Source organism: Psychrobacter sp. CX90, from assembly GCF_057396305.2.
The window spans coordinates 2,578,224-2,600,896 of the sequence record NZ_CM182008.1 but is presented as its reverse complement, the minus strand read 5'-3'; the positions used below and the strand labels follow the sequence as shown (position 1 = coordinate 2,600,896).

General features: G+C 42.1%; 19 protein-coding genes. 7 read left to right on the top strand and 12 right to left on the bottom strand.

Annotated features, from left to right (window positions below; translation table 11 throughout):
- The first annotated feature begins 10 nt into the window (after positions 1 to 10).
- From AC2SLN_RS10370 to AC2SLN_RS10360, 3 genes are all read left to right on the top strand, one after another.
- Entirely contained in the window at positions 11 to 2,017 is a 2,007-nt protein-coding gene (locus AC2SLN_RS10370; protein ID WP_505358004.1) for a peptidoglycan D,D-transpeptidase FtsI family protein, read from the top strand.
- Positions 2,018 to 2,288: 271 nt separating this feature from the next.
- The gene (locus AC2SLN_RS10365) at positions 2,289 to 4,001 is read left to right on the top strand and encodes a UDP-N-acetylmuramoyl-L-alanyl-D-glutamate--2,6-diaminopimelate ligase (protein ID WP_486549197.1); all 1,713 of its coding nucleotides are present in this window, start codon (positions 2,289 to 2,291) and stop codon (positions 3,999 to 4,001) included.
- Positions 4,002 to 4,394: 393 nt separating this feature from the next.
- On the top strand, positions 4,395 to 6,239 hold the full coding sequence (locus AC2SLN_RS10360; RefSeq protein WP_486549196.1) for a UDP-N-acetylmuramoyl-tripeptide--D-alanyl-D-alanine ligase: 1,845 nt from the start codon (positions 4,395 to 4,397) through the stop codon (positions 6,237 to 6,239).
- A gap of 45 nt (positions 6,240 to 6,284) precedes the next feature.
- Here AC2SLN_RS10360 and AC2SLN_RS10355 read toward each other — a convergent pair whose 3' ends face one another.
- Positions 6,285 to 6,473 carry a hypothetical protein gene (locus AC2SLN_RS10355; RefSeq protein WP_486530432.1) on the bottom strand — a complete coding sequence of 63 codons (189 nt, stop codon included), beginning with the start codon at positions 6,471 to 6,473 and terminating at the stop codon, positions 6,285 to 6,287.
- Here AC2SLN_RS10355 and mraY point away from each other — a divergent pair.
- Both mraY and AC2SLN_RS10345 read left to right on the top strand, forming a co-directional pair.
- Positions 6,385 to 7,479 (top strand): phospho-N-acetylmuramoyl-pentapeptide-transferase, encoded by a 1,095-nt coding sequence (gene mraY / locus AC2SLN_RS10350; protein WP_486549238.1) that lies wholly within the window; start codon positions 6,385 to 6,387, stop codon positions 7,477 to 7,479. The genes AC2SLN_RS10355 and mraY overlap by 89 nt on opposite strands.
- Before the next feature lie 142 nt (positions 7,480 to 7,621).
- Entirely contained in the window at positions 7,622 to 8,656 is a 1,035-nt protein-coding gene (locus AC2SLN_RS10345; protein WP_486549195.1) for a putative RNA methyltransferase, read from the top strand.
- Positions 8,657 to 8,669: 13 nt separating this feature from the next.
- Here AC2SLN_RS10345 and AC2SLN_RS10340 read toward each other — a convergent pair whose 3' ends face one another.
- The 8 genes from AC2SLN_RS10340 to AC2SLN_RS10305 form a co-directional block, all read right to left on the bottom strand.
- Entirely contained in the window at positions 8,670 to 9,638 is a 969-nt protein-coding gene (locus AC2SLN_RS10340) for a hypothetical protein (protein ID WP_486549194.1), read from the bottom strand.
- Between the two features lie 46 nt (positions 9,639 to 9,684).
- The gene (gene xerD / locus AC2SLN_RS10335) at positions 9,685 to 10,623 is read right to left on the bottom strand and encodes a site-specific tyrosine recombinase XerD (protein WP_486549193.1); all 939 of its coding nucleotides are present in this window, start codon (positions 10,621 to 10,623) and stop codon (positions 9,685 to 9,687) included.
- A gap of 324 nt (positions 10,624 to 10,947) precedes the next feature.
- The gene (locus tag AC2SLN_RS10330) at positions 10,948 to 12,483 is read right to left on the bottom strand and encodes an aldehyde dehydrogenase family protein (RefSeq protein ID WP_486549192.1); all 1,536 of its coding nucleotides are present in this window, start codon (positions 12,481 to 12,483) and stop codon (positions 10,948 to 10,950) included.
- A gap of 570 nt (positions 12,484 to 13,053) precedes the next feature.
- Positions 13,054 to 13,347, bottom strand: coding sequence for a sulfurtransferase TusA (tusA, locus tag AC2SLN_RS10325; protein WP_486549191.1), 294 nt, complete (start codon positions 13,345 to 13,347; stop codon positions 13,054 to 13,056).
- A 183-nt stretch (positions 13,348 to 13,530) separates the two neighbouring features.
- Positions 13,531 to 14,028: a hypothetical protein gene (locus AC2SLN_RS10320; RefSeq protein ID WP_486549190.1), complete on the bottom strand. Its 498-nt coding sequence runs from the start codon at positions 14,026 to 14,028 to the stop codon at positions 13,531 to 13,533.
- Between the two features lie 107 nt (positions 14,029 to 14,135).
- Positions 14,136 to 14,648, bottom strand: a complete 513-nt coding sequence (ruvX, locus tag AC2SLN_RS10315; RefSeq protein ID WP_486549189.1) for a Holliday junction resolvase RuvX — start codon at positions 14,646 to 14,648, stop codon at positions 14,136 to 14,138.
- Positions 14,649 to 14,711: 63 nt separating this feature from the next.
- Entirely contained in the window at positions 14,712 to 15,275 is a 564-nt protein-coding gene (locus tag AC2SLN_RS10310) for a YqgE/AlgH family protein (RefSeq protein WP_486549188.1), read from the bottom strand.
- Positions 15,276 to 15,447: 172 nt separating this feature from the next.
- Positions 15,448 to 17,247, bottom strand: coding sequence for a DNA repair protein RecN (locus tag AC2SLN_RS10305; RefSeq protein ID WP_486549187.1), 1,800 nt, complete (start codon positions 17,245 to 17,247; stop codon positions 15,448 to 15,450).
- Positions 17,248 to 17,844: 597 nt separating this feature from the next.
- Here AC2SLN_RS10305 and AC2SLN_RS10300 point away from each other — a divergent pair.
- Together AC2SLN_RS10300 and rlmB are read left to right on the top strand one after the other, a co-directional pair.
- On the top strand, positions 17,845 to 18,177 hold the full coding sequence (locus AC2SLN_RS10300; RefSeq protein ID WP_486530301.1) for a pyrimidine/purine nucleoside phosphorylase: 333 nt from the start codon (positions 17,845 to 17,847) through the stop codon (positions 18,175 to 18,177).
- Positions 18,178 to 18,362: 185 nt separating this feature from the next.
- Complete coding sequence (gene rlmB / locus AC2SLN_RS10295; RefSeq protein WP_486549186.1) at positions 18,363 to 19,172, top strand: 23S rRNA (guanosine(2251)-2'-O)-methyltransferase RlmB; 810 nt, start codon at positions 18,363 to 18,365, stop codon at positions 19,170 to 19,172.
- 138 nt (positions 19,173 to 19,310) lie between these two features.
- Here rlmB and coaE read toward each other — a convergent pair whose 3' ends face one another.
- From coaE to AC2SLN_RS10280, 3 genes are all read right to left on the bottom strand, one after another.
- Entirely contained in the window at positions 19,311 to 20,015 is a 705-nt protein-coding gene (gene coaE / locus AC2SLN_RS10290; RefSeq protein ID WP_486549185.1) for a dephospho-CoA kinase, read from the bottom strand.
- Positions 20,016 to 20,307: 292 nt separating this feature from the next.
- Positions 20,308 to 21,204, bottom strand: coding sequence for a prepilin peptidase (locus AC2SLN_RS10285; RefSeq protein ID WP_486549184.1), 897 nt, complete (start codon positions 21,202 to 21,204; stop codon positions 20,308 to 20,310).
- A 159-nt stretch (positions 21,205 to 21,363) separates the two neighbouring features.
- The gene (locus AC2SLN_RS10280; RefSeq protein ID WP_486549183.1) at positions 21,364 to 22,587 is read right to left on the bottom strand and encodes a type II secretion system F family protein; all 1,224 of its coding nucleotides are present in this window, start codon (positions 22,585 to 22,587) and stop codon (positions 21,364 to 21,366) included.
- Positions 22,588 to 22,673 lie beyond the last annotated feature (86 nt).

The window sequence follows — 22,673 nt, the reverse complement described above, 5'->3', positions numbered from 1 at the left end:
TAGCTCGCCGATGCATGGCAAAATAACAGAACCTCTAACCTCAAGAAGGTCTAATCAGAAAGCGACCTCAGGCACTTTGCTTAGCAAGCTCAAATTTTGGAAGAGAACTGAGGATGGCTCTGATGCATATCGCAGCGTCAAACTTCGTAATAAGCCAGTATTTGCAAGAGCCAGTGTCGGCGCATCCACCCGAGGTAGTGTTGAAAATGATATCAATCGTTTTAGGCTGGTGTGGGGTATAGCACTGGCTTTTTTAGTGGTGTTGATAGGTCGTGCGTTTGTGCTGCAAGTTGCAAATGCCCAGTTTTATATCGATAAGGGTGATACTTTAATAACCAGCCAACGTACTCAGCATTCTTATCGAGGTATGATAACCGATCGCAATAATTTGCCCTTGGCAGTCAGTGCCCCGTTGTCTAGCGTATCGTTTAGTCCTTATGATTATGCGCTTGCCTATTATGAACTGAAAAAAGAGATTGAACAAAGTGCTGATAAACCGAAGCGACAAGAGAAGTTGCGCACAAGGCTCGAGGCAATGGATTTAGCGAGATTAGCAGCTGCTTCCGGTATTTCACTTGATCGTCTACAAAAATCGGTGGCGATTAATGATGATATTGATGTCACAGATGAAGAGGCGGTTAAAGCGGCTCTACCAACTGGCTCAGGTTCGCACTATTTACCCCTGCTTAATAAAGTGACGCCAGAGATTGCGGATGCGGTTACTGATCTTGATTTTGTTGCAGTTCATGAGAAGCAGGAGTTCCGCCGATATTATCCGCAGCCTCAGCCCAATGCCCAGCTACTTGGGTTTATGGGCTATAACTCCGAGGATCCAGAAAGTGGTTATCAGGGTCGTGCAGGTATTGAGCGTCAATATGAATCCAAGCTGGCAGGAGAAGACGGTAAAGTACTGGTGCTTAAGGATGCGCGTCAAAACAGCTTAAAAGAGCTGAAACAAGTTAAACCTGAAATACCGGGCGAAAATGTGACGTTGTCAATCGACTCTCGTTTGCAATATTTGCTCTACAAAGAGCTGGAAAAAGTGGGACGCTTGCAACAAGCACGATGGTCAACAGGCATGGTGGTTGATGTGCACACAGGTGAGGTGTTGGCGTTATCCACATGGCCATCATTTAATAATAATAACTTAAATGAAATGACGGGTAACAACCAGCGTAACCGTGCTGTGCTAGATGCCTTTGAGCCAGGTTCGGTAATGAAACCTTTTACAGTGGCAGCTGCATTAGACTCCGGTAAATATACTGAACGCTCTTTGATCAACACGAGCCCCGGTTATATACGGGTTAAAGGCTATACCATTAGAGATCACGGCAATCTTGGCTCAATAAATATGGCAAAGTTATTACAAAAATCAAGTAACGTAGCCTCTACCAAAATTGCCTTGTCCTTGCCGCCTGATGGTATTAGCAGTATACAAAAACGGTTTGGTTTTGGTAATAAAACCGCTTTACAATTTCCCGGAGAACAGTCAGGTATCGTTCCAACGCCTAAAGAAAAAGAGACCGCGCGTCGGGCAACGATCAGCTATGGATACGGCCTGCAAGTTACGCTTGCACAAATTGCTCAAGCCTACGCTATTCTTGGTTCTGGTGGTGTGAAGCATCCTCTAAGCCTGATAAGAAGAGACGAAAAAGTGCCAGGCGAAAGAGTGATTGATGCTGATAATGCTATGGCGGTGGTTAAGATGATGGAAACCGTTACTGAGCCTGGTGGTACAGGGACACAGGGTGCCATTGATGGTTACCGCATTGCTGCTAAAACAGGAACGTCACGTCGAGTTAATCCAGATGGGGGTTATTACACTGATCAGTATCGCACGGTTTTTGCAGGTATTGCACCCGCCTCTAACCCTCGGTTAGTCACGGTTATTCTGGTAGAAGACCCTCGTAAAGACCACTATGCTGGGTTAGTTGCTGCTCCAGTATTTAAGAATGTGATGCAAGAAGCCCTACGCTTATACAATGTACCATTAGATAAACCTTTAAAAGCGCAGTGATTTTTAGCAAGTTTTGGCATAAACACGGCCATGTTGTTAATGTAGCCTGTGTTAGTGGCATATATTTTAGTTATATATTGGGGAGCGTATTTTATAGTTGAGCATAGCTATCCTGTATCCTACTCTGTTTAAAGAGTGGCATAACTAAAAAAATAAACGACAATGCACTGATGGAGGGATAGAGGCTTTAGCGAGCCTAACTCCTGTTAGTATGTTCGATGTGGGCTAGCTATGTTCTGCTATGTTGAAAGTGATAATAAGGCGATAACGGATGACCGATTCAAGACCCTCGACCCAGATAACCACGTTGCGACAACTTATTGCGGTTGCTTTAAAGGTACTGCCAAGTCGTGCCAACGAATTAAGACTATTAAAGGAAGAGGGCGAGTCGGCTGGAGTAATGGATGAGTCGTTTGGTTATTTTGTATTAGACAGTCGCCAGATGTCATCTTCAATTGACTCTGCTTTTAGTACGGATTCAACTTCTAATGCGTATGCTGAGTTTAAAAATGTCTTTGTTTTGCTAAAAAGCCATACGCAATCGCTTGAAAAGAGCATTGAGTATGCAAAAACGGCGTCTCAACACGCCGCTTTTATTATCTCAGAGCTAGGCGATGAGCAATTGGGGCTGCCTGACAACGTTACAAACTATGCCTGTCCTGTGGTGGCTGCCCCCCATATTCGAGAGGTCTTAGGCACGCTTATTCAGCTTAGCTTGCTCTCTGAGCAAGACCTAGCAGAGATATCGAATGTCTCGCATTTAGCTAAGCATTTGCCCAATGTTGTCGCCGTGACGGGTACGAATGGCAAAACGACCATTAGCCAGCTCATTGCTCAGTTGTGTCAGCTATCTAATCTTTCAGGTTTAAAGCATACTGCGGTAATGGGAACGGCTGGTAATGGTCGACTCGATAATTTAGTACAAAGTAGTCACACCACAGGTGATGCCTTAGCAGTGCAGACTTTTTTGCGTCAAATGGGCGATGAAAAGGTTGATGTGTTAGCGTTAGAAGCTAGCTCACATGGGCTGGATCAACTGCGTTTGCAGGGCGTTCCAGTACAAGTCGCTATTTATACAAACTTAAGCCGTGATCATCTCGACTATCATTCTGATATGCAGGATTATGCGGGCGCAAAAGCCCGCCTCTTTGATAAATCTTATTTTCCCCAGCTTACCCATGCCATTATTAATCTTGACGATGAGTTTGCACCTATTATGCTAGAAACCGCCGCGTCTTCAGGCGTTGACGTGTGGACATACAGCCTTAATCCGAATAGTAGTGCAGACTTTGTAGCGACCCATATTAGCCCTAGCCTTGAAGGTGCTGAGATTCGTCTGACCACCAACTTTGGAACAATTACGATTGATAGCCCGTTACTTGGGCGGTTTAACGTGGCTAACGTGATAGCGGCCATTGCAGGTGCCGTGGCACTGGGTATACCACTGGACGCTATAGCATATTTGGTAAGAAAATTGCAGGGGGCTAATGGACGTATGCAACGTGTATTGCCTGATAAGTTCAGTTCTAACGCGGAAAAAGGGTGTTTTATTGTTGATTATGCTCATACCCCAGATGCGCTAACCCAAGTATTGACCAGTTTAAAGCCGCACTGTGAAGGAAAACTTTGGGCGGTATTTGGTTGTGGTGGCGATAGGGATCGTGGAAAGCGACCCCTTATGGCACAGGCAGGACTAGCTGCTGCTGATAGAGTGATATTAACGTCTGATAATCCGCGTAGTGAAGACCCAAGTTGTATTTTGCAAGATATGATACAGGGTATGAGTGAAGAACAACATGCTAAAACGGCTGTCATTGCTGATCGACGTCAAGCCATAAAGCAGGTTGTTGAGCAAGCTGGCACAAAAGATATTGTGGTCATAGCGGGTAAGGGGCACGAAACCTATCAAGAAGTTAACGGTGTACGTTATAATTTTGATGATAGACGGGTATTGCAGGAGGCCTTTTCTGAAGCGGTAGAATAAATACAATAATTATTTAGCAGCTTTATTAAATTAAGCCTCTGCTAGTGAATATGCAATCCTTAATAACGACAGGGTCAATACCCTATCGTCAGATCTCCTATTTTTAGGTTGCCTATTTTTTTGATAGACTACGTATTTTTTTAATCTACGATATTTCAGTTAACTATAGTCAGCGAACTACTAAACGGTTACGGCGTTAACCTCGTTAAGCCTACTCTAGTAGTACTTGTACTCGGTTGCCTTGTAACCATTTTAGACTTCTTTGACTATAAGGTTCAGAGTTAATGGTTAATGATTGATTTGGCATAATAAAGAGCCCTAGGGTAGTTTTAAAAAACGGAATAATAAAATAAGGTTCGTTGTCAGAACCTTTTAAACAAGCAGGATAAAGCGATGCAAGATGGTCATGATGGCACAGCGGAAGAGTTTGGAGACACTAGCGCTGCAAATGTAAGCACCAGTCATTCCGTGAAAAATGCAGATGGCTCTTTACAACAAGGTAATAGCGTTAAATACAATAATAAGACGCAAGGTTTGTTTGTATGGACAGCGCCGCATTTAATACGTGCCACTAAAACCCTAAAAGGTCAGTGGTGGGTTGCTAATTCAGAACATCACTCTAATACTCGACCTGATCAGCACTCTAAAACGGGCAATATTGAGCCAATTGAGATAAATTTCTCTCACTCAAACGCCCCAGATAAAGACTCTGATTTATACCCACATATTGCCGCCACTCGTATTATAACGGACACTCGCAAAATCGAGGCAGGTGATATCTTTTTAGCAGTTATTGGCGAAAAATTTGATGGGCATGATTTTTTGGCAATGGCAATGGATAAAGGCGCAGTGGCGGCTATTGTGAGCCGTATTAATCATGGCTGTACTATCCCGCAATTGCTAGTTGAAGACACGCGTTTAGCCTTTGGTCATATAGCGGCCTATCGTCGGCAACAGCATCAAGCGCTAAAAGTCATTGCTATTACCGGTTCAAGTGGTAAAACGACGGTTAAAGAAATGCTTAGAAGTATTTTTCTGCAGGCTCAAAGTCTACCAAACGCCTCTCAATCTCCGTCACAGCTTCCTCCTTCCCTGCAAATGCAAACATCCATTCAGCCGTCTTCTCAAGCGAACTCTCAGACACTTCCTAAAGGCCATACCACTTTGATCACACGTGGCAATCTAAATAATGACTATGGCGTACCGATGATGTTGCTAGAGTTGGCAGACTATCATAAATATGCAGTGCTTGAGCTGGGCGCTAATCACGTCGGCGAAATTGCATATACCGCTAACATCGCTAAACCTGATGTGGCCTGTATTTTAAATATTGGGACGGCCCATTTAGGCGAGTTTGGCGGTCGTGATAACATCGCCAAAACCAAAGCAGAAATATACCAAGCATTGAATACTGACGGCATTGCAATAGTGCCCTATGATGATGAGTACGCAAATAATTTGCGAGAGGTGGCACAAAAACAGACGTCCAATATTATCAGCTTTGGCTGGCAGTTTGACCAGTTAGCTGCCGAAGAGGGCAAGTCTGATAATCTGCCAGATATTTACGCCACAGAGGTGGTGTCTACGGCAACTGAAAATAGTTTTACCTTACATATCGCTAAAAATGACACACAAATTGATCCAATAGCATTGAAGATTACGTTGCCAATGCCAGGTCGACATAATGTCAGCAATGCGTTAGCGGCAGCAAGTTGTGCTTACGCTATCGGCATATCTACAGATAGTATCGTAAAAGGTTTAACTCAAGCTCAGTCTACACAAGGGCGTTTGGGTAGGCTTAGTTTGGGTAGGCATACCATTATTGATGATACATACAATGCAAACCCGAACGCAGTACGTGCGGCGGCGGATGTATTGGCCGTACAAACTGGCGAGAAAATATTGGTTTTAGGCGATATCGGTGAGCTGGGCGATTCTGCACAAGATGAGCATGAAAAGTTAGGCCGGTCAATTGCGGCAAAATCTATCGATAGACTTTTGTGTGTTGGTGATTATGCGCCCAATACGATAAAAGGCGCTAACTCATACGCCGCTGCTAATAACTTACAGCAAGCAGAGGCATTTGCCACAAAAGCTGAGTTATTATCCACATTAGAGGCACTTATTTTGGATAGTAATCGTAAAAATAAAACGTGTACGCTACTGTTTAAAGGCTCACGAAGTGCCACTATGGAAACAGTCATTGAAAGCTTGATAGCACGTTTTGCAAATGAATAAAAATGGCTTCATATTTCTGCCCGCAATAGTTTGTTAAAAGCAATCTTAAATGGTAGCTAAGCACAAAAATTTAATGTCAGTGATGGTCTTAAAATTAAAAATAGATGAGGAGTAAGCGGTGTTATATTGGTTATTTGACAGTTGGCTGAGCCAAATATATTCACCGTTTTCGGCGGTTTCGTCGTTAACATTGCGTGCGCTACTGGCAGTAGTTACCTCGTTAACTTTTAGCATTCTATTAGGGCCTCGGACCATTGCTTATTTGCGTAATATTAAATATGGTCAAGCAATTCGGGATGATGGTCCCAAGTCACATTTAGCAAAAACAGGCACCCCAACTATGGGCGGGGTACTCATTTTAACCTCAATCGCTTTTGCTACGCTGTGTTGGGCTGACTTAACCAATCCATATGTCTGGATTATCCTGTTTGTCATGGTAGTCTTTGGTGGGGTTGGTTGGACGGATGATTGGCTGAAAATTAAACATAAGAATCCTACTGGACTTATTGCCCGCAAAAAATACTTCTGGTTGTCGGTTGGGGCGTTATTTGCCGGTGGCGCCCTCTATTATCTCGCTTTGCAGCAACCTGATATAGAAACCACCCGTGCTATGCAGGATTTATTATTGCCTGTTTTTAAAGACTGGATCATTCCATTTTCGACTATTCCGTTTGGTATTGCCTTTATCATTTTTACCTATTTTGTGATTAATGGGTCATCGAATGCTGTCAATTTAACTGACGGGCTGGATGGCTTGGCTATACTCCCCGTGGTTTTGGTCGCTGCTGGTTTAGGCGCTTTTGCCTATGTATCAGGCACGCCAAACTTTGCCGCATATTTGCATGTCCCTTATATCTCTTATAATGCTGAAGTGACCGTGGTTTGTGCCGCAATGATTGGTGCGGGTTTGGGCTTTCTTTGGTTTAATGCGCATCCTGCCGAAGTATTTATGGGAGATGTCGGTGCGCTGGCACTTGGTGCCATGTTGGGTACGATTGCAGTAATGACCCGTCAAGAGATTGCCTTTGCCATCATGGCTGGTTTATTTGTGGTAGAAGCCTTGTCGGTTATGATTCAGGTAGGCTCATACAAAATGCGTAAAAAACGAGTCTTTTTAATGGCGCCGCTACATCATCACTTTGAAGAGCTAGGCTGGAAAGAGACTCAAGTTGTGGTGCGGTTTTGGATTATTGCTATCTTGCTCGTGGTGCTTGGTTTGATGACCCTTAAACTGCGTTGATATCTTGGATGGCTACTTAACATCATGCCAATTATAAAGCTGAGATAAACGGTGTTGGTGCTTAAGGGTATCAACACCGTTTATCATTTGGTCTTTAAGTTAGAGTCTTATTATATTAATTTCCATCAGTGAGTAATTCGTCATGCCAAAGACTGCCTCAACGACAGGCTTAATCCACCCATCTTTTACCTGTCCCTATTGCCGCTCACCTTTGATTATTGATAGCAAAACATGGCGATGTGATGGCAGCCTAAATGACAAACACACCCAGCATCCCTTCGATGTGGCCCGTCAAGGTTATGTCAATCTATTGCCAGTACAGCATAAAAAGTCTAAAGACCCAGGAGACAGTCAAGAATCGATAGAAGCAAGGCATCGGTTTCTAAATCAAGGCTTTTATCAACCCCTACAGCAACTGATCGCTAGTATTGCAACCAAGATTTACGACAATGAAGACACTGTAGAAAGTCTGACTTGGCTTGATATTGGCAGCGGAGAAGGGTATTACACTGAAGCGATAGCAACAGCATTGCCCCATCGTTCAGGTCAACCGATGAATAATCTGATAGCCGTAGATATCAGCAAACCTGCGGTCATTCAACAGGCAAAATCTGCCAAACAAAAGCATCAACTGTGGTATCAGATTAAGTCAAATGATGACCAAGCCCCTACGGCTATGAATACTACGTCTATAAATAATGAAGTGATAACGAATGGCCTGACTGAACGTCCAGCCGCCCTTTATCCAATGGTTGCTAGTGCGGCAAACCTACCAATTACTGATGAAAGTGTGAATGCCATCAGCACTATTTTTAGCCCGATATTGCCCAAAGAATTTGCCCGAGTGTTACAACCTGACGGCAGATTGATTATTGCCAAGCCAGACGCTGGGCATCTACAACGTATGCGTGATGCTTTGTTTGATGACGTCCGTCCGCATGACTCGGATAAGTTTTTAGACGAGCTTGCACCGTATTTTGAGCTTAAACAGACCCATCAAGTGCAGTGCGACTTATCGCTTAACGCTGAATCACTCGCTGATTTATTGACCATGACCCCGTATTCGTATCGTGCCAAGGCAGAGAAGCGCGAGGCATTATTGGCATCTACTCAGGATAATAATTTTAGCACTGACGCAAATTTTGTGGTGTATGAGTTGGTGAGGATTGATAATTAACTACTTTGGAGGGTTATCTTCCTTCAATTGGGTCTATGTTCAATGATAATCTCGTGTGAGACTCAATGTCTGTTACAAATTCATCCCAAGTACCTTTCTCGACACGCATTGAACAGTAATAAGCAGAAGCTTTTACAAACCCCTCTGCAACAGTGTATAAGTCATGTATTAATTGATTAATCAGATCTGTATTATTATCCCCATACGATAAGAAAATAGAGTCCCTATAATGGGCTTTCCCTCGATATCTGAAAGCTTGAACTAAGAAGTTAACTTTTTTATTCTCAAGTTTTTTGTCCCTCATTTGCCTTGCCGCTTTCTTTCGAAAGTTTTCGAATTTCTGTTTTTTAAATTCTTTAGATTCTTTGACTCTAACCTCTACCTTCCATTTTTCGTAATCTTTCGTGCCATTTAAATAAGATATTAAATTACCATAAGCAATTTCTAGGTTATCAGCTCTAGTATTTAAGTCGTATTTATTTTCTGAACGATATAATTTGATTTTTGCATCAGCTGTTTCCTGTATTAAGCTACTAAGATATAAGTTAAACGGATAAGGCATTAAACCTTTTTCTACTATATCTGCTTGCCAAACTCTAGCCGTACTAGCATGATCCTCCTGCTTAGAGCCAGAAGCAGCAGCATTCATAGCACTACAGGCAAAGTATATGGTGTAATACCATGAAACTATAGCTGTACTACCAATATCATATTTTGGTATAGATTCGTTAGTTAAGGCATTAAGGCTTGCTAAGTTATTGTAAGCCATATGCATATTTTCAAAAACGTAGTTATCTGCTTCTTTATTCAGCGTTCTTCTTTGGACTTTAGAGTATATCTCTTTAAGGTTTTGTTTTTCACACGTACCACTCTTGATAATTAAAGCAAGAGCATGCATCCAGTTTACAGTACCTTGAAGTGCAAACCTTGGTTTAGGTTGATTACCAGTTTCAAATAGCCTTTCTAATAGCCAATATGACATGGGCCTTTAACCTCTAATTATTAATTTAAAATGTTTTTATCGAAAACTATCCTCTCGGATGATGTGCCTCATGCAGCTGTTGCAATCGAGCTGTTGCCACATGGGTATAAATCTGGGTGGTCGATAAATCACTGTGACCGAGTAGCAACTGTACGCTACGCAAGTCCGCCCCGTGGTTGAGCAAATGAGTGGCAAACGCATGACGTAGGGTATGGGGAGATAAACTGTCGTTTAATCCTGCTTGTTTGGCGTACTTTTTGAGCATATACCAAAAGTTTTGCCGTGTCATATAGCCGCCCTGCGTGGTCAAAAACACCGCTTGGCAATTGCCAGATTTTAAATGGGCAATCAACTCACCACGCCCATGTGTCAAATAATCTTCTAACGCTTCAGTTGCATATTCCCCGAGCGGTACCAGCCTTGTCTTGTTGCCTTTACCAGTAATCTGTAACCAGCCCGCATTTAAGTTGACTTGTTCAAGTGATAAGTTCATTAACTCGCTTACCCGAAGCCCGCAAGCATACAACACTTCGAGCATGGCTTTATCTCGCAGTCCCATGGCGGTGCTGGTATCAGGGGCTGCCAATAGGTTTTCTACATCATGCTCAGATAAATCTTTGGGCAGTGAGCGTCCTATTTTAGGGGTTTTGATGCGTTCACACGGGTTGTCTTCACGGCGCTCATTGCCGACCATCCATAAATAAAATTGGCGCAAGCTGGATAGCATACGGGCTTGAGTACGGGGCGTTTTGCCTTGCCTTGATAAAGCCGACAAGCATTGCATCACATCAAGGTCGTTCCAAAGTGTTAACGCTTTTGGGCTGGTGGTTTCACAGAGTTTTAGGTCACGCACATAGGCATTACGGGTGCGCGTTGACAGCCCTCGTGACAGCATGGCTTGGCGAAATTCTGTGATATAAGCAGGCTCATCATCTACAGCTAAGGCTTTGGGTTGTCTGGGTTGCACGGCTCTATCACGGCTCATAGAATGCTCTAAATTAGTCTGTTATACGAAACAATAATCAAACTTTGAATATACCATAAATAAACTATACCGCTTATCTTTTCCACTGGCTGCTAAAAAGATAGTGGTAATCGCTGCTTATCGCTGAATGCTTATAACTGCTCACTAATTTGGGTCGTGTATCTAGTGTGGGGAGAGTTTTTAGCCAGTAACATAGTACAAAAGAGAGGCCACATGATGTAGCCTCTCTTTATCTCTTTAATATCAATTTATATCAATCGATAAGGGTATTAATACAACTAAACTATAGGTTAGTTATAGGCCATTTAACGATGGCCCATGCCATTAGAAACCATAGTCACGTGGCTCATTCTGGAAAGAAATCCAATGGGTTTTGGTAAACTCTTCAAGCACTTGGTCACTATTAAAGCGGCCGATACCAGAGTTTTTAACCCCACCAAAAGGTACCATGCTCTCGTCATTAACAGGCATATCATTAATATGAGTCATACCCGCTTCAATGCGCTTAGCAAAGCGGAGCCCTTTTTGCAGATCCTGAGTAAATACGGCACTAGATAGCCCAAATGAGGTGTCGTTAGCAAGAGTTAAGGCATCGTCTTCATCTTTGGCTTTGATGATGGCGGCTAGTGGCCCAAATATCTCATTGCGAAATAAATCCATATGAGGAGTTACATCTGTGTAGATATAAGGTGAGACCAGTTGACCTTCAATTTTACCTTCTAAAATCAGGTTGGCACCTTCTTTTTTGGCAGTGGCAATTTTTTCTTGCAGAGACTCTATTTGGTTCTTATTGATGATCGGTCCAATAAAGGTATCTTTCTCGTTAGGGTCTCCCACTTTTAAAGTTTCTACGATGGACTTAAACTTGTCTACAAACGTATCATGTACCTCTTCTTCGACGATGATACGATTGATGGCCATACAAATCTGTCCTTGATGTAAAAACTTACCAAAGGCAGCGGCACGTGCGGCTTGATCCAGATCAGCGTCCTTAAGTACCACAAATGGGCTATTACCACCCAGCTCCAAGGCAACGTCTTTGATATAGTCGCCACTAAATGCAAGCTCGCCAATGCGCTTACCAACTGGGGTAGAGCCAGTAAATGATACTAGACTAGGTGTATCGTGGGTAACGATAGCATCGCCAATCTCACTACCTGCACCGACTACAACGTTTAACACACCTTTAGGTAAGCCTGCTTCTTCAAATAGTTTAGCCAGTAACAGGGCGCCAGTTATTGGGGTGTCGCTGGCAGGTTTTAAAACGACAGCATTACCTAGGGCAATCGCTGGCGCCAGCGAGCGCTGAGTCAAATGAAAGGGGAAATTCCAAGGGCTGATAAGGGCAACCACCCCAACAGGATCTCGGTATGCCAAGTTTTCTTTACCGGGGGTATTTGAAGGGCGAGTTTCGCCATGCACACGGTTAGGATAAGTTGCTGCTTCTACAGTAACAGCGCGCGCAATGCTTAGCTCTACTTCGGCTTTAATTCGTGTGCTGCCAGACTCTTTGATTATCCAGTCTATGATTTCATCACGACGTTGATCTAATAAATCAATAAGCTTATACATCACAGCAGTACGCTCAGCAGGGGTAGTCTTCGCCCATTCTTTTTGAGCATCGCTTGCTGCTTTGAAAGCCTCATCTAATTGCTCTTTTGTGGCTTGAGGAATCTCAACCAATGTCTCGCCATTATAGGGATTGGTATCATTATTGACCCTGTCATCTTTACCCTTTACCCATTCGCCAGCGATGAATTGTAGATTGAAATCTGTGTAAGAGGCGGGTGCACTATCAGCCGCAGTAGTAGACGCGTTAGTAGAAGGGGTAGATTGGTTATTTGTCTTATCATTACTCATAAATCATCCTTAGTTATCTTTAGTATCTGACTTTAATTAAGCTCTTTAATTCATGACTCTTAGCGTTATACTTGAAAGGGTCAGATATGTTGTAAAAGAACTGTCTTTAATATAAATAAAGAATATAAATAAAGGTCTTGCATGGATTTGAGCACTTTTTTAACCTTTCCAAACAAGTGCTTTCATCCTAGCATATGAAAAGATAAATATTGTTGATTGCTTTTGAAGTATTGTTTATGAAAAGTAACTTTGTAAGAAGGTTTATTAATAAGAACTTAAAAAATCAAATATTGGATAGAGAATAACTTAACTGATGTGAGTTGCTTGAGACCTATTAATTGGGAACTTATTAAAAGGAGAGCACAATTATTGAAACAGGCTAGGTTTTTAATCCATGAATAGGTAATAGAGTAAGGATTTTGAGGAGATAACGTTAGACAGTGGAACGTTTATGACATATAACGAGATTAAACAAGCCACAAAGTCAAAGAGGCGTAAACCAGAGGGTTTACTGCCTTTAGACGATTGGACTCTTAAAAAGGTGGGGATAACAAAAGGGGTTACAATGCATTAACTTTGCTTTTTCTGCACCACATAACGATAAAGCGTATCGGTATGGGTTTCACGGTTACCATTTGCATTTTCGGTTTCAGACTTCTCTACTAAGGTATGACCGAGATGGCGACAAAAATTAGGGATATCTCGGGTGGTAGCAGGGTCGGTTGCCAAGACTTCAATACACTCCCCACCTTTAGCTTTGCGTATAGCTCGGTGCAGCATCATCACAGGTTCGGGGCAGATAAGACCTTGGGTATCTAAGTGGTGTTCAATGTCATAATGTAATGTGTCTTTAGAATCAGTCATAAGTTTGTCTATTAATTTTGTCTATTAGTTTTGTCTATAAATGATGTTAAACGTAACCTTAGAATATTCAATTTTATTGAGTATCTATAGTCAGCGAACTACTAAACGGTTACGGCGTTTACCTCGTTAAGCCTACTCCAGTAGTACTTGCACTCGGTTGCCTTGTAACCATTTTAGACTTCTTTAACTATATTTTTCTTGGGAATCTATAAAGTTGAAGAAGCGCTTAAAAGTGGCTTGGAACCAATACGCTACTCCAATCCATGCTGCCATAGCCAGCCATAACCAATTAGACAGCTGAAATACGAGGCAAGCAAGGGTTAATATACTGGCTAAACCGACGCTGGTAACTAACATAGAGGGTTGGCTTAAGCGATAGTGTGAGACAACAAATGTCTGATACAAAAGGATTGGAATCGCAATAGCTACTAATATGTAGGGAGCATAGTGAAACACTAAATAGAGCCATTCATTTGAGTGGAACATCTTTAAGCTGGCCATTGTACCAAATATAACAAATAGAGACAGCGCTAACATAATCAGCCATATAGTCATGCGGTTTAACCTTTGAGCGCCGCGAATACGTTTAAGTGCTAGGGGAGGAAAACCTGCAATGGTTCGACTGACCAAAGGTTCTGTGGTAACAGGTAGGTCGGTTGGTGTGACAGGGTCTGTGCTCATAGGTACGTACTTTTATGGGTAAGTGCAGTTGGTTGCGGTGTGCTTTTAACGCTGATTTTAAGCTATCTTGTCACTAAATATTAAATGTTGCTGGACATTAAATAAGGTCAGTCGTCACGATACGTGGTGATATCTTGAGCATAATCAGGGTTAGCAAGGTACGTGGTTAGTAATAGACAAGCGGAAATATCGTCAATTGGGTCGTGCGTATTTTTTATCAATCCCAAATTCCACGCCATGTCACGCGCTTCAATAGACGTCAATCTTTCGTCAAATAGCTGCACAGGAACAAGAATATGCTGCTCTACTAGCCGATGGGCTAGCCGACGGGCAAATTTATGGGCGCGTTTTGCTAACATTGAATTACTACCATCCATATTGAGTGGTAGACCAACAATAACACGTCCGATTTCCCATGTTGAGATAATACCAAGCAGATTATCCCAGTCAGCTGGCTGGCCATTATTCATGGCAAGTATATCAAAAGGTCTTGCATCTTTGGTCAAGGAATTACCAAGCGCAATACCCATCTTTTTAACACCGTAGTCCAGCCCTAACAGTAACATGTCTTTAGCTTTGCCCATGGTGGGGTGGGGCTCAGCGTTGGCCTGTTCAGTCATACTCGTCTCGTTATTCAAGGTCTCAGTTAAGGTATCAGTATTATATAAGGTGTTAAAAATAGCTTAGGCGTGACCAATATCATCGCTTAAAAAGTCTAAACGAATACCGATGTTTTCTGCAGCATGATGCCAACGCTCTTCAAAGGGTATCTCAAATAGCAGTGACAAGTTTGCGGGGCAAACTAACCAATCACCTTGACTAATTTCTTGCTCTAATTGACGCTTTGTCCAGCTTGCATGACCTAAACATAAATGATAGTGTCCAACGCCTTGTCCTTCTGCAATGCGGTATAACAGATCTTTACTGGTGGTAATACAAATATTTTCTGAAATTGCAAATGAGGATGCCCATCTAGGTTGACCCGTATGAATAACAAACCCAACTTCGGGATAAACAGGTCCACCCTCTAAAGCTACCTCATGCATAACGGAATTATCACTGACTTCGATATCTAAATCTTCCAGTAATTTGCCAACAGGGGTATCTAAAATTGGACGATTAACAATTAATCCTAGTGCCCCATGTTTGTCGTGGCGGCAGATATAAATTAGGGTTTGCGCAAAGCGTTCGTCTGGCATATGCGGTGCTGCAATTAAAAAATGATGCGTTAGATTTTCAAGAGACATAATTGTTGCAAACTCGGTGGCTATAAGGATTTTGATATCATCGCGCATAAATCAATATGTTAGTCAGTTTATACACGATGACATCTAGAATGTAAAAAAGGCATACGATTTATATCTAATGTTTGTCTTGTAAGGTACATTTTATATTATGCGTATAATGCGTTTTAAAAGATTAGGTCACATCAGCCAATAAGCTACGAGCATGCTCACGGGTCACTTCGGTAATATTAACACCGCCAGACATACGTGCCAGCTCATCGACCTGAGTATTACCACTGATTATTTTTAGCTCGCTGGTAGTTTGTCCCTCGTTAGTATCATGATGCTTCTGTACTAATATATGTTGATGGGCTTGTGCGGCGACTTGTGCTTGATGCGTGATGGCCAAAAGCTGACGATGCGAGCCAAGTTGGCGTAGTAACTCGCCGACGACTTGTGCCGTGCCACCACTGATGCCAACGTCCACTTCGTCAAAAACCAGCATGGGCTGTGCAGCATTGGATAGTTCATTATTTTCAGGTAAATCGCTATCATCAACTGTATCATGATGTTGTGCTTGGGTCTGTGCGCTATCGGAACCGCTATTAGCATCACTATTTAGGTCAATATGAGTCGCTAAAAGCACCTGCATGACTAAAGCCATACGTGAAAGCTCGCCCCCAGAAGCAATTTTATAGAGCGGCTGCATAGGCATACCTACGTTTGCGCTAAACATGAGCTCAATATCTTGTAAGCCTTGAGCGTTATAGTCTTCTTCTTCTCGATCAGTAAATATAAATTCACAGCGGGCATTAGGCAGCGCCAAAGGTTGTAATTGTGTGACCAGTTTTTGACCAATATTTGGTGCCACTTGCTTACGAGACTTACTCAATTGAGTAGCGATGGTCAAATACTCGTTCCACGCCTCTTTAATTTTAGCCTCTAACACCTCTGAGGTAGGCTGATTATTTAATTCATCTAACTCATTAGCCCAGGCTTTCGCTTCAAGTAGTAGATCTGCTGCTGGCAGACCATGTTTACGTGATAAGCGATGACCTAAGCTGATTAAGCTGTTTAGTTGTTGCAAACGTTCAGGGTCTGGTAGCTGTTGTTCGGCGTAATCTGTCAATAAGGCGGCAGCCTCACTAATATGCTGCTGGGCCAAATGCAGTGACTCACTGGCCTGAGCAAATGTTTGGCTGACTTCAATCTGGTTATCACATAGGCGAATGGCGCGACCTAACAACGCCATTGCATGAGGATCATCACTTTCGTTTTCTAAAAGTTGTAGTGCTTGACTGGCTTCAATCATCAACGCTTCAAGATTAGATAGCTCGTCATGCTCAGCTTCAACTTGAGCATAATCGACGTCAACGAGTGGTGCAATGTCTTCTAGCTGACTGGTCAATAGCTCGATACGGTCCTGACGGTGTGCTTCTTTAGCGGTAATATCATCCGCTTGGCGCTTAAGCTTTTGATACTTTTTATAAGCTTGGGCGGTACTTTTAGCCAAAGGCTTTAGCCCAGCGATGCTATCTAGCCAGTCGACAACAAACAGGGGCTTTAATAATGCCTGCTGTGCATGCTGACTATGGATGTTGACCAGCATAGCCCCTAATTCTTTGAGCTCTGCTAAGCTTACAGGAACACCATTTAACCATGCTTTAGACCGTCCATTACTGCTCAATTGGCGTCTAATTAAAATCTCGCCATCGAATTCACGCTCATGGTTCAAAAACCACTTCTGTATCACTACTGAGGAGAGCTTGGAGTCTGACTCACTGAAATCAAACTGAGCATAAATGTCAGCGCTATCAGTGCCATGACGCACCATACCGGTATCGGCACGCCCACCAATACATAAGGACAGGGCATCCAGTAGTAAGGATTTTCCTGCACCAGTTTCGCCAGTAATGACGTTAAATCCACCAGAGAGGGACAGTTCATGGTGGTCAATCAAAGCAAAGTTTTGCAACGTTATAGATGCGAGCATTGATAATCTCTACAATGGTTGTGTATATGACTGTCTGTAAAAACTGTCTTTAAAAAAAGATATTATGACAAGAAAACAGTATAAATAAACACTTAAATAGTATGGATATCGTAGCGTTTAGGGGGTATAAAAGCAAACACCATCTTATTTTTAATTAAGTTTTTAATTAAGGTCAAATAGGATGAATAATAAATATGGCAAGACACGATAAAGATATAATAGAAAGATTGCGTCACTATAGATATATGCTGCAAATTGAGCGTTTATTTTAACTGATTTGATGGTACGTTGCTGCTTCATTAGGCCTCACTAAAAAAGGATAGGACACACCTCATCTTTGTCATGGCTAATCTATACGGTAGTGATTAGAAAATGTTGAAAAGTAGGGCAAAGATTAAATGAACAGGGTTTGATAGTGCATAATTAGTATTATGTCGTCATAAATTGTAAAAAATTAAGCCCCTGTCATCACTCTTGGGGTTATATTGTGGTAGGATTAAATAACATAAAACTATTAAAAAGCTAGGTGTTGACTGATGTAATAGTTAGCCACACACTTTGCATTCTTATACATTGATTTTGATTGAGGAAGTCATCATGCCGACGACTTATGACCATGTTTCTGTCGAAAAAACTGCAACAATTTCATATGATGGACGCTGCAGTAGCCATACATTACTTTTTGATGACGGTAGCAAAAAGATGCTTGGTGTTATTTTGCCTTGTGATGATAAGGTTTTAGAATATGAGTTTGCAACTCACACCTCTGAACGTATGGAAATTATGAGTGGCGAGTGTGAGGTTAAGGTAACGGGCGAAGATGAGTTTACCTATTACCGAGCAGGTCAGGCCTTTGTGGTTGCAGGCGAGAGTAGCTTTACCCTACGTACGGATCAAATTGTACAGTACATTTGTCATCTGGAAGGCTAGCTTATTTAATAGTTATTAACTTGATGTCATAAGTCAGTTGCTGCGAATCACTGGCTACTAAGGATGGATACTAGTCATTGCTATGACTCTGTTACCACTAATCAGTGGTTACTATGTATCAAGTCAGCACCGAGAGGGGAGTTGTTAATTTATTTATGTTGCTTATTATTAAGAAGGCCTATTAGATGGCAAAGCCCGTTTATTTTTACGGTATTCATGCCGTTCATGCGTTATTGACACATCGTCCGATGGATGCGATGGCCTTGTTTATCCAACAAGGTCGTAGTGCTGTCGATAACAGTTATTCTACACACGCCTCAGGTGCTAACCAAGGCTCAAACACTGACGCTATACTGACTGAAATAATTGAGCTGGCTGATCAGATGGGTGTCAGTATCCAAGAGGCTAGTAAAGACAAACTGACTGCACTTTGCCATAGCCCGCAGCATCAGGGTGTGGTTTTACACGCCCGTCCACTAGCAATGGCTAATGAAAATGAGCTGGATGCTTGGACTGAGCGAGATGATAGTCTGTTTTTAGTATTAGACCAAGTAACAGATGCTCACAATTTAGGCGCTTGTCTACGCACAGCAGCAGCTATGGGTGTTGATGCTGTTATTTGCCCAAAGCATCACTCAGCGAGTTTAACGCCTACAGTCTCTAAAGTGTCCGTAGGGGCAATGGAGATTATGCCGGTCGTTGCAGTGACTAACTTAGCACGCGCTATGGAACACTTAAAACAGGCCGGTGTGTTTATTTATGGGACGGCTCTTGATGACACGGCAAAGTCTATTACTGATGTTGATTTAACGGGTAAGGTTGCGATTATTATGGGCTCTGAGGGCGAAGGAATGCGTCGTCTAACGGCTGAGCGCTGTGATGAGTTAGTGTATATTCCAATGACAGGCAATCGTCATGGCTCTTTACAAAGTCTAAATGTCAGTGTAGCAACGGGTATGGTGTTGTATGAAGTAAGCCGTCAACGCCATATGTAGTAGATTGACAAGTAAGCATTAACCCCCCATATTAAGCCACACAAAAAAGGTATGTCACTTTATGACATACCTTTTTTATGTGGCTTTCTTAAATATTATGAGTTTATGTGTTGTGAGCTTAAGTGTTATGAGACTGACTTATATTTTCTTTTTTAAGGTTAAATATTTCTGATGTAGAGGTTTAAGCTGTTCATAAAGTGCCTCTAAGCTACCTGAGTTATCAATAATGTCATCTGCATGTTCAAGCCGAGCCTTTCGTGACAGTTGATTGTTCATAATGGCTTTAATCTTATCCATGCTTTGGGTATCACGAGCACTGGCTCGATCCAGCTGAATGGCCTCGCTAACATCCACCACCAATACCCTGTCACACAGGGACGCTAGCCCGCCAGCTGCGCTCTCTAACAGTAAAGGGGCTGATAAAATTACATATTTCGATTGGGATTCAGTCAGTTGTTTTTTTATCTGTTGACGAATGGCAGGGTGGGTAATCGCTTCAAGTTTTAGCAAAGAGTCATCATTAGCAAATACATGTTCTCGTACCGCCTGCCTATCCATATTGCCAGCGTCATCAATAACCCAGTCGCCTAAAGCTTGAGCTAGCTCATTTAGCGTAGGGCTACCTTTTTTCATTATATCGTGGGCAACCACATCTGCATCAACTACATCAACATCTTGTGTAGCAAACCAATCTGATACCGCTGTTTTACCGCTGCCAATACCCCCTGTTAACCCTATAACTGGTTTATCTATAAAAAAACGGTTAAAGATTTGCGGTGGTGAGCTAACGGATTGATCCTCTGAGGTATTAGAGGGTGTTGTTGATACGTTAGAGTTGGGCATAAAAAGACCTCACAAAGTGTCTATGGCAAAGGTTTCAATCCTGCTGCATATATTGTATTAGAACTTAATACTATTTAGGCATTCATGATTTAACCAGTCGATGGTCTGGGTTGATGGGTGTTGTTATTAAACACAACACCAAAGGCTACTACGATAAACTAAGGTCTAAATATAACCAGTGACAGTCTTACCCTTCTTTACCAGTCAAAATTGATAGCTACTCTCTGAGCATGGTTGTCTTATAACCATTATACAATTTGGACGGCTTCGACTATATAATATGTATTGATCATTAATACTGACCGAGATACCAGCCCATGATGTGCTGTCCGTATAAAAGAGCAATTATACCAGCTACTGCAATAAAGGGGCCAAAAGCGAATGGTTTGCTCTCTCCATGCTTTCTCATTAGTACAATGCCAACAAGTGAACCGAGCAATGAGGACAGTAGGATGATCAAAGGTAGCATCATAGGACCGAGCCATGCCCCTAATACAGCGAGAAGCTTAAAGTCTCCCTGTCCCATACCGTTCTTTTTGGTAATCCAATAAAAAACCTTAACCACCACCCAAAGTGATAAAAATCCCAGTATCAACCCCCAAATTGATTCATTAGCAGTGACAAACCAGCCTTGGGTGTTAACTACTAAGCCAAGCGCCCCTAAAGGAACCGTTAGTCTATCTGGTAGTAGTTGAGTATCCCAATCTATACCTGTTAATGCGATCAGAGTCCAAACCAAAACAAGTGCAGACAGTGCAGGAAGTGTCACACCAAACTGAGCAATAACCAGCACGGTTAGTACAGCAGTAATAATTTCAACCAATGGATAACGTATCCCTATTGAATTTTTACACTGAGAGCATGCACCCTTGAGCAATACCCAGCTAATGACAGGAATATTTTCATACCAACGGATACCGTGAGCACATTTTGGGCATTGAGAGGCGGGATATGCCAAAGACAAAGGCAGGTCTTTGGCGACTATTTTTGCAATCGGTTCAACTAATGAAGGAGAGATGTCATCTTGCTCTGATAGAATTTGTACTGAACCTGCACGCCACTCAAGCATCATTGCCAATGGCATGCGGTGTATAACCACATTTAAAAAGCTGCCAACACAAAGACCTAATAAACCAAATAAGGTTAACGCCAATAAGGTGTTTTCTTGTAAAAGTTGCCACAGTTGCATCGGGTAGCCTTTAAGCGGTCGTGAAAAAGTAGTAAAAAAGGTAGCGATCTAAGAAATAAGAATACAAGGCGCATTAGGTAGTTAAGTAGGATGTTACAGATTTGGAAATGACTCTGCGGATAGCTAAAATCATCTAAATCCTCAGTGCTAACAAGGCTCCTAGCCAATAACTGAGCCCATTTGGAAGATGGGTAAGTACATTGCAACTACCAAGCCACCAATTAGTACGCCCAATACAACCATAATGATGGGTTCCATCAGACTAGTTAACCCATCAATGGCATTATCAACTTCATTCTCATAATAAGTAGCGACCTTTTCAAGCATTTGATCTAGGTCGCCAGATTCTTCACCAATGCCTACCATTTGTACAGCCAGTGTTGGAAATAAATTGGTGTTGCGCATTGAGAACTGTAGTTGTTGACCGGTGGAGACATCGTCTTTAATCTGCTGTGTTGCATTATAAAACACGATATTGTTTGTCGCACCTGCAGTTGACTCCAGCGCATCAATAAGAGGCACGCCAGCGGCGAATGTTGTTGACAGGGTGCGTGAAAAGCGGGCAACAATGGCTTGATAAGTTATATTACCAAAAACTGGCAGTTTTAATATCAACTTGTCTAAAAAGTCTTGAAATTTTTGACTGCGTTTTTTTGCTTCAAAAAAAGCAATTATAGTCAGGCCTAGCGCTATGATTAACAGAAACCAATATGATTGCATCCATTCCGACATATTTACCACCATTTGAGTAAAAGCGGGCAACTCAGAACCTGCCGAGGTAAACAAAGTCTCAAATGCAGGAACAACTTTTATTAACAAGATGATAGTAACCACGATGGCTACAATAATAACCGCAATAGGATATTTAACCGCTTTTTTTATCTTTGACTTTAGTAATTCACTTTTTTCTTTGTAAGTTGCTACCCGCTCTAGCATGGTCTCCAAAGACCCTGATTGCTCACCTGACTCTACAAGCGAGCAAAATAAGTTATCAAAATGATTGGGGTGTTTACGCAGCGCGCCAGCAAAAGTATTACCTGACTCAACCTCAGCTTTAATATCTAAAACCAATTCTTTCATACTTGGATTTTCAAGTGATTCTGCCACAATTTCAAATGATTGGGTTAATGGTACACCCGCTTTCATCATAGTTGCTAACTGACGCACAAAAATAGCAATATCAAGTGCTTTGATGCGCTTTTTTATTTGAAAAAGCGGTTTGGGTTTTTTTCTGATACTACGGACACTAATACCCTGTTTACGTAGCTGCGCTTTGGCTAAATCCATGCTTTTGCTGGTTAGTTCACCTGTCACTTTTTGTCCACGGCGATTGATACCATCGTAGACAAAGTCCAATAGCATATCCGTCGTGGCTTTTGCCATGTTCATTCCCTCAACAGCCCAAGGGCTGAATATTAGTAATGTTACTTTATACTAGTAATGTTACTCTATTTTAGTTGGTTATAGTA